The organism is Streptomyces sp. R11 (assembly GCF_041051905.1).
Taxonomy (GTDB): domain Bacteria; phylum Actinomycetota; class Actinomycetes; order Streptomycetales; family Streptomycetaceae; genus Streptomyces.
This window is the reverse complement of record NZ_CP163432.1, coordinates 3,121,065-3,139,474: the sequence shown is the minus strand read 5'-3', so window position 1 is coordinate 3,139,474 and position 18,410 is coordinate 3,121,065. Positions and strand designations below refer to the sequence as shown.

The 18,410-nt window shown below is 68.7% G+C and carries 14 protein-coding genes and 2 tRNA genes; 14 read left to right on the top strand and 2 right to left on the bottom strand.

All coding sequences use genetic code 11. The annotated features are described in order from the left end of the window. Positions 1-17 precede the first annotated feature (17 nt). Positions 18-88 (bottom strand) — tRNA-Gly (locus tag AB5J55_RS14235). Positions 89-219: 131 nt separating this feature from the next. On the opposite strand from AB5J55_RS14235, the gene AB5J55_RS14230 reads away from it, so the two are divergent. The 5 genes from AB5J55_RS14230 (at position 220) to clpX (ending at position 4,992) form a co-directional block, all read left to right on the top strand. Beyond that, positions 220-296, top strand: a tRNA-Pro gene (locus AB5J55_RS14230). 206 nt (positions 297-502) lie between these two features. Next, entirely contained in the window at positions 503-1,897 is a 1,395-nt protein-coding gene (tig, locus tag AB5J55_RS14225; protein ID WP_369271033.1) for a trigger factor, read from the top strand. A gap of 271 nt (positions 1,898-2,168) precedes the next feature. After that, positions 2,169-2,774: an ATP-dependent Clp protease proteolytic subunit gene (locus tag AB5J55_RS14220; protein WP_328430572.1), complete on the top strand. Its 606-nt coding sequence runs from the start codon at positions 2,169-2,171 to the stop codon at positions 2,772-2,774. A 70-nt stretch (positions 2,775-2,844) separates the two neighbouring features. Then, complete coding sequence (locus tag AB5J55_RS14215; RefSeq protein ID WP_369271032.1) at positions 2,845-3,525, top strand: ATP-dependent Clp protease proteolytic subunit; 681 nt, start codon at positions 2,845-2,847, stop codon at positions 3,523-3,525. Between the two features lie 180 nt (positions 3,526-3,705). Continuing rightward, complete coding sequence (gene clpX / locus AB5J55_RS14210; protein WP_369271031.1) at positions 3,706-4,992, top strand: ATP-dependent Clp protease ATP-binding subunit ClpX; 1,287 nt, start codon at positions 3,706-3,708, stop codon at positions 4,990-4,992. A 69-nt stretch (positions 4,993-5,061) separates the two neighbouring features. Here clpX and AB5J55_RS14205 read toward each other — a convergent pair whose 3' ends face one another. Further along, a complete protein-coding gene (locus AB5J55_RS14205; protein WP_369271030.1) occupies positions 5,062-6,051 on the bottom strand; it encodes a hypothetical protein in 990 nt (329 codons plus the stop codon). Between the two features lie 136 nt (positions 6,052-6,187). Between AB5J55_RS14205 and AB5J55_RS14200 the strand changes: the two genes are divergently transcribed. From AB5J55_RS14200 to rodA, 9 genes are all read left to right on the top strand, one after another. Beyond that, positions 6,188-8,812 (top strand): valine--tRNA ligase, encoded by a 2,625-nt coding sequence (locus tag AB5J55_RS14200; protein WP_369271029.1) that lies wholly within the window; start codon positions 6,188-6,190, stop codon positions 8,810-8,812. A 196-nt stretch (positions 8,813-9,008) separates the two neighbouring features. Further along, positions 9,009-10,511 (top strand): folylpolyglutamate synthase/dihydrofolate synthase family protein, encoded by a 1,503-nt coding sequence (locus tag AB5J55_RS14195; RefSeq protein WP_369271028.1) that lies wholly within the window; start codon positions 9,009-9,011, stop codon positions 10,509-10,511. A gap of 8 nt (positions 10,512-10,519) precedes the next feature. Further along, positions 10,520-10,876, top strand: coding sequence for a DUF4233 domain-containing protein (locus tag AB5J55_RS14190; protein WP_328881654.1), 357 nt, complete (start codon positions 10,520-10,522; stop codon positions 10,874-10,876). A gap of 145 nt (positions 10,877-11,021) precedes the next feature. Further along, positions 11,022-11,435: a nucleoside-diphosphate kinase gene (ndk, locus tag AB5J55_RS14185; protein WP_030943193.1), complete on the top strand. Its 414-nt coding sequence runs from the start codon at positions 11,022-11,024 to the stop codon at positions 11,433-11,435. A 267-nt stretch (positions 11,436-11,702) separates the two neighbouring features. Beyond that, positions 11,703-12,722: a rod shape-determining protein gene (locus AB5J55_RS14180; protein ID WP_004931372.1), complete on the top strand. Its 1,020-nt coding sequence runs from the start codon at positions 11,703-11,705 to the stop codon at positions 12,720-12,722. A gap of 252 nt (positions 12,723-12,974) precedes the next feature. Then, positions 12,975-14,039 (top strand): rod shape-determining protein MreC, encoded by a 1,065-nt coding sequence (mreC, locus tag AB5J55_RS14175; RefSeq protein WP_369271027.1) that lies wholly within the window; start codon positions 12,975-12,977, stop codon positions 14,037-14,039. A gap of 13 nt (positions 14,040-14,052) precedes the next feature. Further along, positions 14,053-14,757, top strand: a complete 705-nt coding sequence (gene mreD, locus AB5J55_RS14170; RefSeq protein ID WP_328881656.1) for a rod shape-determining protein MreD — start codon at positions 14,053-14,055, stop codon at positions 14,755-14,757. A gap of 176 nt (positions 14,758-14,933) precedes the next feature. After that, entirely contained in the window at positions 14,934-17,195 is a 2,262-nt protein-coding gene (gene mrdA / locus AB5J55_RS14165; protein WP_369271026.1) for a penicillin-binding protein 2, read from the top strand. Beyond that, positions 17,192-18,391 (top strand): rod shape-determining protein RodA, encoded by a 1,200-nt coding sequence (gene rodA / locus AB5J55_RS14160; protein ID WP_369271025.1) that lies wholly within the window; start codon positions 17,192-17,194, stop codon positions 18,389-18,391. The genes mrdA and rodA overlap by 4 nt, the downstream gene beginning before the upstream one ends. Positions 18,392-18,410 lie beyond the last annotated feature (19 nt).

The window sequence follows — 18,410 nt, the reverse complement described above, 5'->3', positions numbered from 1 at the left end:
GGCCCTGAGCCGTACAGAGCGGGCGACGGGAATCGAACCCGCGTAGCTAGTTTGGAAGACTAGGGCTCTACCATTGAGCTACGCCCGCACAGGACGCGCCGCAGGTCAGGTGACCGCGGCACAGAAGGCATCGTAGCGGGTCGGCACCCCTCACCGCACACCCCGTTAATGCGGCGGCCGCACTGCCTGTGGGCATGTACCCTACGTGTCGCACCAGCACGGGGTGTGGCGCAGCTTGGTAGCGCGTCCGCTTTGGGAGCGGAAGGCCGTGGGTTCAAATCCCGCCACCCCGACCAGGACCGGTCAAGACCGGCCACATGCGTGACGACCTCGTGTGATCGCGTCCAGTGATCGCCTTTGGGGCGTGTCGCCGCTGCCGTTACTATGCAAGCTGCACGCCCGTGTGTCTCTCCATCTGATGAAGTCCTCCCGGGCGGCGAAATCCGCCGGGCCAGTCTGGTCCCGGCAGAACCCAAGAAGTCAGCCACAAGGAGACCGAACCGTGAAGAGCGCCGTGGAGACCCTGAACCCGACTCGGGTTCGGCTCACTGTCGAGGTGCCCTTCGAGGAGCTCAAGGACAGCCTCGACGCGGCGTACAAGAAGATCAACCAGCAGGTCACGGTGAAGGGCTTCCGCAAGGGCAAGATCCCGGCCCGCGTCATCGACCAGCGGTTCGGCCGTGGCGCCGTGCTGGAGGAGGCCGTCAACGACGCGCTGCCGAAGTTCTACACCGAGGCGGTCAACGAGGCCGACCTCAACGTCCTGGGCCAGCCCGAGGTCGACATCACCGAGCTGAAGGACGGCGAGACGCTGAACTTCACCGCCGAGGTCGACATCCGCCCGACCATCGAGATCCCGGACTACTCCGGCATCGAGGTCGAGGTCGACGCGGTCGAGGTCACCGACGAGGACGTCGAGAAGTCGGTCGAGCAGCTCCGCGAGCGCTTCGCCTCCACCTCCCCGGTCGAGCGTGCCGCCGAGGACGGCGACGTCGTCACGATCGACCTGCAGGCCAAGGTCGACGACGAGGTCCTGGAGGACGGCGTCGCCGAGGGCGTCTCCTACACCATCGGCTCCGGCGAGCTGCTGGACGGCATCGACGACGCCGTGAAGGGCCTCGAGGCCGGTGGCGAGGCCACCTTCGCCTCCGAGCTCAAGGGCGGCTCGGCGGCCGGCAAGGAGGCCGAGGTCACCGTCAAGGTCACCCAGGTCGCCGCCCGCGAACTGCCCGAGCTGGACGACGAGTTCGCGCAGCTCGCCTCCGAGTTCGACACGCTGGACGAGCTCAAGGCCGACAGCCGCAAGCGCCTCGAGAACATGAAGCAGTACGACCAGGCCACGCAGGCCCAGGAGCGCGTCCTGGAGAAGCTGCTGGAGCTCGTCGAGGTGCCCGTCCCCGAGAAGCTGCTCGAGGACGAGATCAACACCCGTAAGCACAACCTCGAGCACCACCAGCTCGGCCAGATGGGCCTCGACCTCGAGAAGTACCTCGAGATCCAGGGCAAGACGGTCGAGGAGTTCGACGCCGAGACCAAGGAAGCCGCGGTCAAGGGCATCAAGACGCAGTTCGTCCTCGACGAGCTCGTCAAGCAGGAGAAGCTGAACGTCAACCAGGAGGAGCTCACCGAGCACCTCATGCGTCGCGCCGCCTCCTCCGGCATGTCCCCCGACCAGTTCGCCCAGGCGGTCGTCGAGGGCGGCCAGGTTCCGCTCCTGGTCGGCGAGGTCGCCCGCGGCAAGGCCCTGGCCGTCGTCGTCGAGAAGGCCGTGGTCAAGGACACCAACGGCGAGGTCATCGACCTGGACGACGAGGACGAGACCGAGCAGGCCACCGAGACGGTGGAGGCCGCCGAGGGCACCGCCGACGAGGCCGCCGAGGAGAAGTCCGAGGGCTGAGCCCACGGCACCTTGTAAGCCGTACGGACGGGCCCCGGGTCATTGGATGACCCGGGGCCCGTTCGCTTACCCGGTGGCCTCGGCGAGCGGGAACGGCCAACCGGCGGAGTGCATGCGCTCACAGCGAACACCCGCAGAACCGGGATTGCAGCACAGGGCCACCGCGTTAGGGTCCATGAGTATGAGGGCAGGGAAGCCCCCGTTGCCCGCAGAACACGTAAGACGGCCCGGCGCCGTCGTAAGACGAGCAGGTGGATACGTGACGAATCTGATGCCCTCCGCCGCCGGCGAGCCCTCCATCGGCGGTGGCCTCGGCGACCAGGTCTACAACCGGCTGCTCGGCGAGCGGATCATCTTCCTCGGCCAGCCGGTCGACGACGACATCGCCAACAAGATCACTGCGCAGCTGCTGCTCCTTGCCGCCGAACCGGACAAGGACATCTTCCTGTACATCAACAGCCCCGGCGGTTCGATCACGGCCGGCATGGCGATCTACGACACCATGCAGTACATCAAGAACGACGTGGTGACCATCGCCATGGGCCTCGCCGCCTCGATGGGACAGTTCCTGCTCAGCGCGGGTACCCCGGGCAAGCGCTTCGCGCTGCCGAACGCCGAGATCCTGATCCACCAGCCCTCCGCGGGCCTGGCCGGCTCGGCCTCCGACATCAAGATCCACGCCGAGCGGCTGCTGCACACGAAGAAGCGCATGGCCGAGCTCACGTCCCAGCACACGGGCCAGTCGATCGAGCAGATCACTCGCGACTCGGACCGCGACCGCTGGTTCGACGCCTTCGAGGCCAAGGAGTACGGCCTCATCGACGACGTGATGCCCACGGCCGCCGGTATGCCGGGCGGCGGCGGCACCGGGGCCTGAGCCCCACCGCGGGGCACACACCCCCCCGCAGCGCCCCCAGCCGACCGTCCAAGCCCCTAGGAGACAGACAGTGAACGACTTCCCCGGCAGCAGCCTGTACGACCGCACGCGCGCCGAGTACACGGGTCCCGCCGCCGAGTCCCGCTACGTCATCCCGCGGTTCGTGGAGCGCACCTCGCAGGGCATCCGCGAGTACGACCCGTACGCGAAGCTCTTCGAGGAGCGCGTGATCTTCCTCGGCGTGCAGATCGACGACGCCTCCGCCAATGACGTCATGGCGCAGCTGCTGTGCCTGGAGTCGATGGACCCCGACCGGGACATCTCGGTCTACATCAACAGCCCGGGTGGCTCCTTCACCGCGCTCACGGCCATCTACGACACGATGCAGTTCGTGAAGCCGGACGTCCAGACGGTCTGCATGGGCCAGGCGGCCTCCGCCGCGGCCGTGCTGCTGGCCGCCGGCACGCCCGGCAAGCGCATGGCGCTGCCGAACGCCCGTGTGCTGATCCACCAGCCGTACAGCGAGACCGGCCGCGGTCAGGTCTCCGACCTGGAGATCGCCGCGAACGAGATCCTGCGGATGCGCTCGCAGCTGGAGGAGATGCTGGCCAAGCACTCCACCACGCCGATCGAGAAGATCCGCGAGGACATCGAGCGCGACAAGATCCTCACCGCCGAGGACGCGCTGTCGTACGGGCTGATCGACCAGATCATCTCCACCCGGAAGATGAACAACGCCGACGTTCGCTGACGCGGACCCGGTAGTGTCTGCTGCCCCTTGGCACGGTTTGGGACGGTGCACGTCAAAGTGAACCGCGCCAAGGGGGGCCCGAACGGGGGGCCAGGCAAGGTACCGTCGACATAAGGCAGCACGAGGAGCCGCTGGATTCTAAAACGTCCAGTCGTCTCCCAGGCGAAGGGGAAGCACACCGTGGCACGCATCGGTGACGGCGGCGATCTGCTCAAGTGCTCGTTCTGCGGCAAGAGCCAGAAGCAGGTCAAGAAGCTCATCGCAGGCCCTGGTGTGTACATCTGCGACGAGTGCATCGATCTCTGCAACGAGATCATCGAGGAAGAGCTCGCGGAGACCAGTGAGGTCCGCTGGGAGGAACTGCCCAAGCCGCGCGAGATCTACGAGTTCCTCGAGGGCTATGTGGTCGGCCAGGAAGCGGCCAAGAAGGCGCTCTCCGTCGCCGTCTACAACCACTACAAGCGTGTGCAGGCCGGCGAGAACGGCGGCGGTCAAAGCCGCGAGGACGCCATCGAGTTGGCGAAGTCCAACATCCTGCTGCTGGGCCCCACGGGCTCCGGCAAGACGCTGCTCGCCCAGACCCTGGCCCGCATGCTGAACGTCCCCTTCGCCATCGCGGACGCGACGGCGCTGACGGAGGCCGGGTATGTCGGCGAGGACGTCGAGAACATCCTGCTGAAGCTGATCCAGGCGGCGGACTACGACGTCAAGAAGGCCGAGACCGGGATCATCTACATCGACGAGATCGACAAGGTCGCCCGGAAGAGCGAAAACCCCTCGATCACGCGTGACGTGTCCGGCGAGGGCGTCCAGCAGGCCCTGCTGAAGATCCTGGAGGGCACCACGGCCTCGGTCCCGCCGCAGGGCGGCCGTAAGCACCCGCACCAGGAGTTCATCCAGATCGACACGACGAACGTCCTGTTCATCGTGGGCGGCGCGTTCGCGGGCCTGGAGAAGATCATCGAGTCCCGGGCCGGCGCCAAGGGCATCGGCTTCGGCGCGACGATCCGCTCCAAGCGCGAGCTGGAGGCCAAGGACCAGTTCGAGGACGTCATGCCGGAGGACCTCGTCAAGTTCGGCATGATCCCCGAGTTCATCGGCCGCCTCCCCGTCATCACCTCGGTCCACAACCTGGACCGCGAGGCCCTGCTCCAGATCCTCGTCGAGCCCCGCAATGCGCTGGTGAAGCAGTACCAGCGCCTCTTCGAACTCGACGGCGTGGAGCTGGACTTCGAGCGCGAGGCCCTGGAGGCCATCGCCGACCAGGCCATCCTCCGCCAGACCGGCGCGCGCGGCCTGCGCGCCATCATGGAGGAGGTCCTGATGTCGGTGATGTACGAGGTGCCGTCCCGCAAGGACGTCGCCCGGGTCGTCATCACGGCCGACGTCGTTCAGTCGAACGTGAACCCGACCCTGATCCCGCGGGACGCGCGGGGCCGCGGGCCGGGCGAGCAGAAGTCGGCGTAGCCGCCCGACAGACGTGAGAAGGGGCCCCGGTCGAGAGACGGGGCCCCTTCTCAGTTGGCGCGTGCGGCGTCAGGCCTTTTCGCGGACTTCCTGGCGCAGCTTGCTGGTGAGGTCGACCGCGGTGTCCTTGGGGACGCCCGTGCCGGTGTTGTCGCCGGGCGAGACCATGGCGACGGTGCTGTAGTCGGCCCAGGCGCAGAACCAGTCGGTGGACTGCTTCTTGGTGAGTGCGTTGGTGGCCTTGGTCGACTGGCACTTGGCGACCGCGCCGTCGATCTCGACCTCCTCGGGCTCGCCCACCAGTTCGGCATTCTGCATGGTGGGCGAGTCACTCGAAGAGCTCTCCTTGACCTCCTTCTGGATGGAGGCGAAGAACTTGTCCAGGGTCGACTGAGGGTCCGCGATCTCGCCGTAACCGCCCACCATCGTGACGCCCTTGGCGGCCAGCAGCTCCGCCTGGTCAGGAATGGTGCTGGGGTCCTGCGGGTCGTAGTTGCTCAGGTCGGCGGTGGACCAACTCCCGACGACGACCGTCCCGTTCTTGACGCCGCTCTTCTCCATGTCCTTCACGGTGTCGGAGTCGCTGGTCTGGTTGCCCTCCCCGACCCGCTTGTACTCACTGAGCACCGTCGCCGGCGTAGCCAGCTTGTGCGCCCCGTCGTCCTCGAGGTTGCCCGCGCCGCCACCGCTGCCGCCGCCGAGCACGAAGTACGCCCCGACGCCGATCGCGACCACGACGGCCACGGCGCCGATGATCAGGCCCGCCTTCTTGCCGCCGCCGCCCGGGGCCGGGGGCTGGGGCATGCCGTACGGCTGCTGCTGGCCGTACTGGGGCTGCTGGCCGTAGGGGTTCGGCTGCTGGGGCGGGACGCCCGGGGGCTGCTGCGGGTAGCCGTAGCCGGGCTGGGGCTGGGCCGGCGGGGCCTGCTGGGGGTAGCCGTAGCCGGGCTGGGGCGCCTGCGGCTGCTGGCCGTACGGACCGGGCTGCTGAGGCTGCCCGCCGTACGGACCGGGCTGCTGGGGCTGCCCGCCGTACGGGCCCGGCTGGTTGTAGCTCATTTCTGGGTTCCCCTCCAGATGCTTATGTGTTCCTGACATCCTGGCCCAGACTCAGGCAACGCATGGCATCGGGGTGCCCACCGTTACAGAACAAACGCGTTTCGGGACACGCCCGCGACACCCCTAAACTGAGCGGGTGACCGAGAACGCTCAGCAGCAGCCACCAGCGCCCGACACCGAACTGCCGACCCAGTACGCGCCGGCCGACGTAGAGGGGCCGCTGTACGAGCGCTGGGTGGAGCGGGGCTACTTCGAGGCGGACGCGAAGAGCGACAAGCCGCCGTACACCGTCGTCATCCCGCCGCCGAACGTCACCGGCAGCCTGCACCTCGGGCACGCCTTCGAGCACACCCTCATCGACGCCCTGACGCGCCGTAAGCGCATGCAGGGTTACGAGACGCTGTGGCAGCCCGGCATGGACCACGCCGGCATCGCCACGCAGAACGTCGTCGAGCGCGAGCTGGGGAAGGAAGGCAAGTCCCGGCACGACCTCGGGCGTGAGGCCTTCGTCGAGCGCGTCTGGCAGTGGAAGGGCGAGTCCGGCGGGCAGATCAGCGGCCAGATGCGCCGCCTCGGCGACGGCGTCGCCTGGTCCCGCGAGCGGTTCACCATGGACGAGGGCCTGTCCAAGGCCGTCCAGACCATCTTCAAGCGCCTCTACGACGACGAGCTGATCTACCGCGCCGAGCGCATCATCAACTGGTGCCCGCGCTGTCTGACGGCCATCTCGGACATCGAGGTCGAGTACCAGGACGACGACGGCGAGCTCGTCTCCATCCGGTACGGCGACGGCGACGACGCCATCGTCGTGGCGACGACCCGCGCCGAGACGATGCTCGGCGACACCGCGGTCGCCGTCCACCCCGACGACGAGCGGTACCGCCACCTCGTCGGCCGCGACATCGAGCTGCCGCTCACCGGTCGCCGTATCCCCGTCGTCGCCGACGAGCACGTCGACCCCGAGTTCGGCACCGGTGCCGTCAAGGTCACCCCGGCCCACGACCCGAACGACTTCGAGATCGGCCGGCGTCACGACCTGCCGTCCCTCACGGTGATGGACGAGCACGCCGTCATCACGGCCCACGGCCCCTTCCAGGGCCTGGACCGCCTGGAGGCCCGCTCGGCCATCGTCGCCGCGCTGCGCGCCGAGGGCCGGATCGTCGCCGAGAAGCGGCCGTACGTCCACTCCGTCGGCCACTGCTCGCGCTGCAAGACCACCATCGAGCCGCGCCTGTCCATGCAGTGGTGGGTCAAGGTCGGCCCGCTCGCCAAGGCGGCCGGTGACGCCGTCCGCGACGGCAAGGTCAAGATCCATCCGCAGGAGATGGAGAAGCGGTACTTCGACTGGGTCGACAACCTCCACGACTGGTGCATTTCGCGGCAGTTGTGGTGGGGGCACCGCATCCCGGTCTGGTACGGCCCGGACGGCGAGGTCGTCTGCGTCGGTCCCGACGACGAGGTCCCGACCGGCGAGGGCTGGCACCAGGACACCGATGTCCTCGACACCTGGTTCTCCTCCGGCCTGTGGCCCTTCTCCACCCTCGGCTGGCCCGAACAGACCGACTCGCTCGCGAAGTTCTACCCGAACTCCGTCCTGGTCACCGGCTACGACATCCTCTTCTTCTGGGTCGCCCGGATGATGATGTTCGGCCTGTACGCGATGGACGGCACCCCGCCGTTCCACACCATCGCCCTGCACGGCATGGTCCGCGACCAGTTCGGCAAGAAGATGTCGAAGTCCTTCGGCAACGCGGTCAACCCGCTGGACTGGATGGACAAGTACGGCAGCGACGCGCTCCGCTTCACCCTGGCCCGCGGCGCCAACCCGGGCGTCGACGTCCCGATCGGCGAGGACTGGGTCCAGGGTTCCCGGAACTTCGCCAACAAGATCTGGAACGCCACCCGCTTCGCGCTGATGAACGGCGCCACGGTCGACGGGCCGCTCCCGGAGCCGTCGGCGATGTCGTCGACGGACCGCTGGATCCTGTCCCGCCTGAACTCCGTCGTCGCCGAAGTCGACGCGTTCTACGAGGACTTCCAGTTCGCGAAGCTCTCCGACGCGCTCTTCCACTTCGCGTGGGACGAGGTCTTCGACTGGTACGTCGAGCTGTCGAAGACGACGTTCCAGGCGGGCGGCGAGGCGGCCGAGGTCTCCAAGCGCGTCCTCGGCGAGGTCCTCGACGTCACCCTCAAGCTGCTCCACCCGGTGGTCCCGTTCGTCACGGAGACGCTGTGGACCACGCTGACGGGCGGCGAGTCGATCGTGATCGCCGAGTGGCCGAAGGACAGCGGCTTCCGTGACGCCGCGGCCGAGCAGGAGATCGCCGTTCTCCAGCAGGTCACCACCGAGGTCCGCCGCTTCCGCGCCGACCAGGGCCTCCAGCCGGGCCAGCGCGTCCCGGCCCGCCTGACCCTCGACGGCACGGCCCTCGCCCCGCACGAGCCGGCCATCCGCCAGCTGCTGCGCCTCCAGCCGGAGGGCGAGTCCTTCACGGCCACGGCGACCCTGCCGGTGGCGGGCGCCGAGGTCGCGCTCGACCTCTCCGGCGTGATCGACGTCGCGGCCGAGCGCAAGCGCCTCGCGAAGGACCTCGCGGCGGCCGAGAAGGAGAAGGCCCAGGCGAACGCCAAGCTCGGCAACGAGGCGTTCCTCGCGAAGGCGCCGGACAATGTCGTGGAGAAGATCCGCGGCCGCCTCGCGAAGGCGGACGAGGACATCGCGCGGATCGCCGCGCAGCTGGACCGCCTGCCGCAGGCGTAGGCGGTTCCACGGCCATGAGGCCCCCGGTGCTGTTCCGGCGCCGGGGGCCTGCGCGTACCTCAGGGGCGCGGGGCCGTGTCGGTGTGCGGCTCCGCCGTGTGGGCGCGACCAGCCACAACGGACCAGCAGCCGCCCGACGGCCCAGGACACCCCACTCCATGGGCGCACTGTCAGTTGCCCTCCGTAGACTGACCCCGTGAGCGACCAGAACGAGCCCGACCCCCTCGACCCCTTCGAAGAGATCATCGCGGCCGAGACCGACCGCGACCCGGATCTCGCGGTGATCGAGGCCGGCAGCCGCACCCTGCGCACCCAGGGCGGCCCGCCCGGCGCCGACGTGCCCGCACGCCCCGAGGACCCCGAGGTCGACAAGGCGCTGCGTGAGGTCGAGGCGGAGCTCGCCACCCGCTGGGGCGAGACCAAGCTGGAGCCGTCCGTCACCCGGATCGCCGCGCTCATGGACGTGCTGGGCGACCCGCAGCGGGCGTACCCCTCCATCCACATCACCGGCACCAACGGCAAGACGTCGACCGCCCGCATGATCGAGGCCCTGCTCGGCGCCTTCGAGCTGCGCACAGGCCGCTACACCTCTCCGCACGTCCAGTCGATCACCGAGCGGATCAGCCTCGACGGGGCGCCGATCTCGGCGGAGCGGTTCATCGAGACGTACCAGGACATCCGGCCGTACATCGAGATGGTCGACTCGCAGCAGGAGTACCGGCTGTCCTTCTTCGAGGTGCTGACGGGCATGGCCTACGCCGCCTTCGCCGACGCGCCCGTCGATGTGGCCGTCGTGGAAGTGGGGATGGGCGGTTCCTGGGACGCCACGAACGTCATCGACGGTGATGTCGCCGTCGTGACCCCCATAGACCTCGACCACACCGACCGGCTCGGCGGCACTCCGGGCGAGATCGCCGGTGAGAAGGCCGGGATCATCAAGCAGGACGCCACCGTGATCATGGCCCAGCAGCCGGTGGACGCGGCGCAGGTGCTGCTGAAGAAGGCCGTGGAGGTCGACGCCACCGTCGCGCGCGAGGGCCTGGAGTTCGGGGTGGTGTCGCGTCAGGTCGCCGTCGGCGGGCAGTTGGCGACCCTGCGCGGTCTGGGCGGTGAGTACCCCGAGGTGTACCTGCCGCTGCACGGCGCGCACCAGGCGCACAACGCCGCCGTCGCCCTCGCCGCCGTGGAGGCCTTCTTCGGCGTCGGCGCCGCACGGGCCGAGCCGCTGGACATCGACACGGTCCGCAAGGCGTTCGCGGCCGTCTCCTCTCCGGGCCGTATGGAGGTCGTACGGCGCTCGCCGACCGTCGTGCTCGACGCCGCCCACAACCCGGCGGGTGCGCGGGCGACCGCCGAGGCGATCGGGGAGGCCTTCGACTTCAGCCGGCTGATCGGGGTCGTCGGCGCGAGCGGCGACAAGAACGTGCGGGAGCTGCTGGAGGCCTTCGAGCCGATCTTCGCCGAGATCGTCGTCACGCAGAACTCCTCCCACCGCGCCATGGACGCCGACGAACTGGCCGCCATCGCCGTCGAGGTGTTCGGCGACGATCGCGTGCAGGTCGAGCCGCGGCTGCCGGACGCCCTGGAGGCCGCGATCACGCTGGCCGAGGAGGAGGGCGAGTTCGCGGGCGGCGGTGTGCTCGTCACCGGGTCCGTCATCACGGTCGGCGAAGCCCGGCTGCTGCTGGGGAAGGGCTGAATCCGAAGATGCGTACGCTCTGTTCCTCGACCCTGATCGGTGAGTTCTTCGTCATCGGCTTCGCCGGTCTGGTCGCCATGAAGGATCCCGACCTGTCCATGTCGACGGTGTGGACGGTCAGCGGGATCGCGATGTTCCTGTGCCTGCTGCTGTGCGGCCTGGTGACCCGGCCCGGCGGCGTCGCCCTCGGCTGGGCCCTGCAGATCGCCCTCATCGCCTCCGGCTTCATCGTCCCGACGATGTTCTTCCTGGGCGCGGTGTTCGCGGCGCTGTGGTGGGCGTCGGTGCACTACGGCAGAAAGGTCGACGAGGCGAAGGCGCGCTTTGCGGCGCAAGGGGACAAAACCAGCCCTTCCGGAGCCTGAGGACGCGGTCGTCGAGGCCGATCGCGGCCCCGGGGGACAGCCCCCGGGCCCGGCGACCTGCACAGGCTGACACTCCGTGACGAGCGCCCAGCTCAGCCCTGTAACCTCGTCCCACCGCACACCTGTAGGTAATAAGGAGCTCGTCGTGACCCAGCGCACCCTCGTCCTGCTCAAGCCCGACGCAGTCCGCCGCGGCCTGACCGGCGAGATCATCAGCCGGATCGAGCGCAAGGCCGGCTGGCAGATCACCGCGCTGGAGCTGCGCACCCTGGACCAGGAGACCCTGGAGCAGCACTACGGCGAGCACAAGGGCAAGCCCTTCTACGAGCCGCTGGTGGAGTTCATGGCCTCCGGCCCGGTCGTGGCCCTGATCGTCGAGGGTGAGCGGGTCATCGAGGGGCTGCGCGCGCTGGCCGGTCCGACCGACCCGATCGCCGCGGCGCCCGGCTCCATCCGCGGTGACTACGGCGTGATCGTCCGCGAGAACCTCATCCACGCCTCCGACTCCGAGGAGTCCGCGGAGCGCGAGGTGAAGATCTTCTTCCCGGGCCGCGCCTGACCCCCACACCCGGCCCGAACTGGGGCGGTCGAAGAAACCCGGCCGCCCAGCGGCATATGCGTGGCGATCGAGGGAACGAGTGCCCCCGATGGCCCGTCTCCACAAGCGAGGCGACTCGCCATCTGCTGACAATGGCGAAGACCCTCCCGCAGTGTTCGCGAAGGCGCGTCTACGATAGAACCCTTCACGTCACAGCACCCACTTCGCCGACCTGAAAAGCCATCAAAAGCTCCCAGGAAGGCCAGACGAATCCTGATGGGGAACTCAATGTCGTTCATCGGCCGTGACATGGCTGTCGACCTCGGGACCGCCAACACGCTGGTGTACGTCAGGGGTCGCGGGATCGTACTCAACGAGCCGTCCGTCGTCGCGATCAACACCAACACCGGTGGCATTCTCGCGGTCGGCGCCGAAGCGAAGAAGATGATCGGGCGCACGCCCGGCAACATCGTTGCCGTACGTCCGCTGAAGGACGGCGTCATCGCCGACTTCGAGATCACCGAGCGGATGCTCCGCTACTTCATCCTGAAGATCCACAAGCGGCGGTATCTGGCTCGTCCGCGGGTCGTCGTCTGTGTGCCCTCCGGCATCACGGGTGTCGAGCGCCGCGCCGTCATCGAGGCGTCGTCCCAGGCCGGCGCCCGCCAGGTGCACATCATCGAGGAGCCCATGGCCGCGGCCATCGGCTCCGGCCTGCCGGTCCACGAGGCCACGGGCAACATGGTGGTCGACATCGGCGGCGGCACCACGGAGGTCGCGGTCATCTCCCTCGGCGGCATCGTCACCGCCCAGTCCATCCGTGTCGCGGGCGACGAACTGGACAACGCGATCATCCAGCACATCAAGAAGGAATACTCCCTTCTGCTGGGTGAGCGGACGGCTGAGCAGATCAAGATCACGATCGGTTCGGCGTACGACCTCGATGCTGACGAACACACCGAAATCCGCGGCCGGGATCTCGTCTCCGGGCTGCCGAAGACCGTCGTCATCTCAGCGGCCGAAGTACGCAAGGCCATCGAGGAACCGGTCAACGCGATCGTGGACGCCGTGAAGACGACCCTCGACAAGTGCCCGCCGGAGCTGTCCGGCGACATCATGGACCGAGGAATCGTTCTGACCGGCGGCGGCGCCCTGCTGCGCGGCCTCGACGAGCGGCTGCGCCGCGAGACCGGCATGCCGATCCACATCGCCGAGGACCCGCTGGACAGCGTGGCGCTCGGCTCCGGCAAGTGCGTCGAGGAGTTCGAGGCGTTGCAGCAGGTGCTGGACGCCCAGCCGCGCAGATGACGTAACTCTTCGATTCCGCCGTACGGGATGATCTCCTCTCGTACGGCGGATCGTTGATATGGAGGCATAAGCTCCCTGAAGAGCCTCGATACTTCGAACCTTCGGACTTCGACACTTCGCAGGGAACCTCCGCACACAAGCTCCGCACACAAGCTCCGCTTACAAGTTCGTAGCCAAACTCCGCATAGGGAGCCCCTCGGGTTTGCCGGGGGTTTCCCGAATTCCTACTGAGGAAGGGCACGGCCGCCGCACGTGAGGGACACACGAGAGAGCCGGCTGCTCCTGGTGCTGCTGATCGCCATCGCGTTCGCGCTGATCACGGTGGACATCCGCGGCGGTGAGGATTCGCCGGTCGACGGTGCCCGCCATGCCGCCGCCACGGTCTTCGGTCCGATCGAGGACGGCGTGTCGGCCGCGGTGAACCCGGTCGGCAACGCGGTCGCCGCGATCCGCGACTCCGGCGAGCGCCACGACCGGCTCGCCCGGCTGGAGCAGGAGAACGCCGCCCTCAAGGCCAAGCTCGGCAGCGACGACCGCAACCGCAGCCGTCTGAAGCAGCTGGACAAGGTGCTGAAGGTCGCGGGCGCAGGCCAGTACGGCATCAAGGGCGCGGAGGTCATCGCGATAGGAGCGGCCCAGGGCTTCTCCTGGACGATCACCATCGACGTCGGCGTGAACGACGGCATCCAGCGCGACATGACCGTCCTGAACGGGGACGGGCTGGTCGGGCGGGTCACCACCGTCGGTCCGAACACCGCGACCGTGCTCCTCGCCAACGACCCCGACTTCACCGTCGGCACCCGCATGGAGTCCAGCGACGAACTCGGCTTCGCCTCCGGCCAGGGCGACCGTCCGCTGCGCGTCGAACTCCTCAACGGCAAGGCCGAGGTGAAGAAGGGCGACCGCCTCGTGACCTTCGGCTCGCAGGCCGACAAGCCGTTCGTGCCCGGCGTCCCCGTCGGCGTGGTCTCCCGCGTCGACCCGTCCGGGGGAAACCTGACCCGCACCCTGTACGTCACGCCGTACGTCGGCTTCAGCAAGCTCGACATCGTCGGCGTCGTCGTTCAGGCCCCCGCGAAGGACCCGCGCGACACGGTGCTCCCCGACAAGCCCGAGCCGACCCCCACGCCGACCGTGACGGTCACCGTCACGCCGGGCGCCGAGGACCCGGCCGACGGTCAGAACCAGCCGCAGGCGGATGGTCAGGACCAGCCGCAGGCCGACGGTGAGGACCAGCCGCAGGCCGACGGCCAGGATCCGCCTCCGGCCGACGGCCGGAACCAGTACGAGCAAGACGTGTACGAGCAAGAGCAGTAGGAGCTGAAGCCAGATGCGCGTCAACCGAGTCCTGCTCTCCTCCTCCCTGGTCGTCGTCGCCCTGGTGATCCAGGTCAGCGTCCTGGCCCGCCTCCACCTCCCGGGCGCCGTCCCCGATCTGCTGCTGCTCACCGTCCTGGGCCTCGCCATGGTGTACGGCCATGTCGGCGGCGCCCTCGTCGGCTTCGGCGCCGGTCTGCTCGCCGACCTCGTCCCGCCCGCCGACCACGCAGCCGGCCGCTATGCCCTGGTGCTGTGCGTCATCGGCTATCTCGCCGGGCTCATCAAGCCGGACAACGGCCGGCTCAAGTCGGCCACCGGGCCGATGGTCGTCGTGGTCGTCGCCGCTATCGGCACGACCCTGCTGTACGCCGGTGTCGGCGCCCTCGTCGGGGACACCGCGGCCCGCCATGTCGGCCTCGGCAGTCTGCTGTTCACGGCCGCGCTGTACGACCTGCTGCTCGCCCCGTTCGTCGTCCCGGGGATCATGGCGCTGGCCAGGCGCGCCGAGAACGATCCGCTCGCCGACACCAAGTCCCAGGCGAAGAAGGCCGACATCTCCACCGGCTGGCTCTCCGGCGGCACCGGTCTGCGCATCGGCGGCCAGCGCGGCGGGATGGGGGGCCTCAAGGGCGGACTCAAGGGCGGGCTGAAGGTGAAGGCGGTGCGGGCGCGGACGGCGCGCGCCGGGCGCATCAAGGGGGTCAAGCGGCTGTGAGGGCAGGGGAGTTCACCCGGACGGGTGAGTCCAGGAGGAACCGGGCCCCGCGGGCCGGACGTTCATCACTCGTACACGCGGTCGTAGGCGGCGTCGTGCACACGGTCGTACGAAGAGTCGTACACACACAGTCGTATCCGCACTGGTACTCGTACTGAGAGGGGGAGGCAGCCGCAGTGAGCAACATCCCCGAGACCGGCCGGACGCCACGCGTCCAGATCCGGCTCGTCGTCATCCAGATCCTCGTCCTCTCCCTCCTGGGCACCCTCGGCGGGCGCCTGTGGTACCTGCAGATCCGCGAGGGCGACGCGTACGCCAAGGAGGCGTCCGGCAACCACGTCCAGCAGGTCGTGCAGCCCGCCGTGCGCGGCTCGATCCTGGACGCGCGCGGAGTGCCGCTCGCGGACAACGAGACGCGGCTGGTGGTCTCCGCCTCCCGCACCGACCTGCTGAAGATGAAGGACGACGGCAAGGGCGTCCTCACCAAGCTGGCCAAGGTGCTCGGCATGGAGACCGAGGACGTGATGGGCAAGGTCCGGCTGTGCGACGCCGAGACCCCGCAGCCCTGCTGGAACGGCTCGCCGTACCAGCCCATCCCCATCACCGACGAGGCCACCCCCAAGCAGGCCCTGCAGATCCGCGAGCGTGCCGAGGACTTCCCCGGCATCACCGCCGAGCCGCAGGCCCTGCGCCGGTACCCGAGCCCCGGCAATTCCAACACCGCCCAGGTCCTCGGCTACCTCTCCCCGGTCACCGACGAGGAGCTCCAGCAGGCCCAGGACACCGACTCGCCGTACCTGCGCTCCGACCAGGTCGGCCGCTCCGGCCTGGAGCGGGAGTACGACAAGCAGCTGCGCGGCAAGGCCGGCGTCACCCGCTACGAGGTCGACAACCTCGGCCGGGTCATCGGCCAGGCCAAGGCGGATGCCGCCCAGCCCGGGGCCAACCTCGTCACCAGCATCGACGCCCGCGTGCAGCGGGTCGCCGAGTACGAGCTGAACGAGGCGATGAAGGCAGCCCGCAAGGAGTGGGACCGCAACACCAACGAGCGGTACAAGGCCGACTCGGGCGCGGTCGTGGTGATGGAGGCCAAGACCGGCCGCGTCGTCGCCATGGCGTCCAACCCGTCGTACGACCCGAACGCCTGGGTCGGCGGCATCTCCGCCAAGGACTACAAGACGCTGACGGGCAAGGCCTCCAACTACCCGCTGCTCAACCGGGCGATCCAGGGCCAGTCGGCCCCCGGCTCCATCTTCAAGGTCGTCCCGACGGCCGCCGCGGTCAACGCGGGCTACTCCTTCAACGGCCCGTACGAATGCTCCAGCTCGTACTCCATCGGCGGCCAGGTCTTCAAGAACTTCGAGTCCAAGGGGTACGGCCCGATCAGCCTCGGCCGCGCCCTGGAGGTCTCCTGCGACACCGTCTTCTACCGGCTCTCCCACGAGGAGTGGAAGCGGGACGGCGGCACCAAGCCGAAGAAGAACGCGGGCGACTGGTTCTACAAGACCGCCCACCAGTTCGGCCTCGGCGCGGAGACCGGCATCGACCTGCCCAACGAGGTCACCGGCCGCATCCCCGACCGCCAGTGGAAGCAGGACTACTGGAAGGCCAACAAGGACGCCTGGTGCAAGTACGGCAAGAAGGACGGCAGCTACGCCGAGAAGATCGCCTACGAGAACTGCCTCGAAGGCAACCGGCTGCGCGCCGGTGACTCCGTCAACTACTCCATCGGACAGGGCGACACCCTCGTCACCCCCATCCAGATGGCGACCATCTACTCGGCCATCTCCAACGGCGGCACCCTCTACAACCCGACGGTCGGCAAGGCCGTCGTCAGCCCCGACGGCAAGACCGTCGAGGAGATCAAGCCGAAGTCCCACGGCAAGCTGCCCATAAGCAAGCAGACGCTGGCCGCGATGGACGACGCCCTCGCCGGAGTCGCCACCCGCGGTACCGCCGCCTGGCGGTTCGCGGACGTCGGCTGGCCGCAGGACAAGATCCCGATGCACGCCAAGACCGGTACCGCCGAGGTCTACGGCAAGCAGACGACCTCGTGGTTCGCGACGTACACCAAGGACTACTCGGTCGTCATGACGATCTCCCAGGGTGGTACGGGTTCCGGCGCCTCGGGTCCGGCCGTGCGCAACATCTACGACGCGCTGTACGGCGTCTCCGACGACGGCGCGATCAACAAGAAGAAGGCGCTGCTGCCCACCCCGGAGAAGAGCCTGCCGAAGGTCCGCACCGACGGCACCATCGCCTCGCCGAAGGTCTCCAAGGACCCGGCGAAGGAGCAGCGGGCCGGCCAGAAGGGCGAGGCCGAGCAGGACGAGCAGCAGCTCGCCGGGACGGTCGCGCCGCCGACGACCGAGAACCGGGACACCCGGCGCAGACGACGCAGGGGCCGCGGGCGCGGAAGCCGGAGGATGCTCACATGACCGGCGCCAACAGTTTCCAGGTCTCCGGGTACGGGCCCGAACGGGCGGGCTGGACCCGCCTGTTCGCCCGCGACTCGCTCGCCCGCCGACTGGACTGGCCGATACTGCTGGCGGCGATCGCCCTGTCGCTGATCGGCTCGATCCTCGTCTTCTCGGCGACACGCAACCGCACCGAGCTCAACCAGGGCGACCAGTACTACTTCCTGATCCGGCACATCCTGAACACCGGCATCGGGATCGCGCTGATGCTCGGGACCGTCTGGCTGGGGCACCGCACCCTGCGCACGGCCGTGCCGATCCTGTACGGCGTCTCGGTGTTCCTGATCCTGCTGGTGCTCACCCCGCTCGGCTCCACGATCAACGGCGCCCACTCCTGGATCAAGCTCCCCGGCGGCTTCTCGCTCCAGCCCTCGGAGTTCGTGAAGGTCACGATCATCCTGGGCATGGCGATGCTGCTGGCGACGAGAGTGGACGCGGGGGACAAGCAGTACCCGGACCACCGCACGGTCGTGCAGGCGCTGGGCCTGGCCGCCGTCCCGATGCTGATCGTGCTGCTGATGCCCGACCTCGGCTCGGTCATGGTGATGGTGGTGATCGTGCTGGGCGTGCTGCTCGCGTCCGGCGCCTCCAACCGCTGGGTCTTCGGGCTGATCGGCGCGGGCACCATGGGGGCGATCGCGGTCTGGCAACTGGGCGTCCTGGACGACTACCAGATCGCCCGCTTCGCGGCCTTCGCCAACCCGGAGCTCGACCCGGCGGGCGTCGGGTACAACACCAACCAGGCGCGCATCGCGATCGGTTCCGGCGGGCTCATGGGCGCCGGGCTGTTCCACGGCTCGCAGACGACCGGCCAGTTCGTGCCGGAGCAGCAGACCGACTTCGTGTTCACCGTGGCGGGGGAGGAGCTCGGCTTCCTCGGAGGTGGCCTGATCATCGTCCTCCTCGGCGTGATCCTGTGGCGAGCCTGCCGTATCGCCCGCGAGACCACCGAGCTGTACGGGACGATCGTTGCGGCGGGGATCGTGGCGTGGTTCGCCTTCCAGTCGTTCGAGAACGTCGGGATGACGCTGGGGATCATGCCGGTGACCGGTCTGCCGCTGCCGTTCGTGTCCTACGGAGGGTCGTCGATGTTCGCGGTCTGGGTGGCGGTGGGGTTGCTGCAGTCGATCCGGGTGCAACGTCCGTTGTCGGCGTGAGCATTGGGCTGGGCCGGTG

What these genes read in the sequence shown, in the direction of transcription:
- AB5J55_RS14220 (WP_328430572.1), top strand. Translation starts at nt 2,169, where the DNA reads ATGCCCTCCGCCGCCGGCGAGCCCTCCATCGGCGGTGGCCTCGGCGAC.
- AB5J55_RS14205 (WP_369271030.1), bottom strand. Translation starts at nt 6,051, where the DNA reads ATGAGCTACAACCAGCCGGGCCCGTACGGCGGGCAGCCCCAGCAGCCC.
- AB5J55_RS14190 (WP_328881654.1), top strand. Translation starts at nt 10,520, where the DNA reads ATGCGTACGCTCTGTTCCTCGACCCTGATCGGTGAGTTCTTCGTCATC.
- AB5J55_RS14180 (WP_004931372.1), top strand. Translation starts at nt 11,703, where the DNA reads ATGTCGTTCATCGGCCGTGACATGGCTGTCGACCTCGGGACCGCCAAC.
- mreD (WP_328881656.1), top strand. Translation starts at nt 14,053, where the DNA reads ATGCGCGTCAACCGAGTCCTGCTCTCCTCCTCCCTGGTCGTCGTCGCC.
- rodA (WP_369271025.1), top strand. Translation starts at nt 17,192, where the DNA reads ATGACCGGCGCCAACAGTTTCCAGGTCTCCGGGTACGGGCCCGAACGG.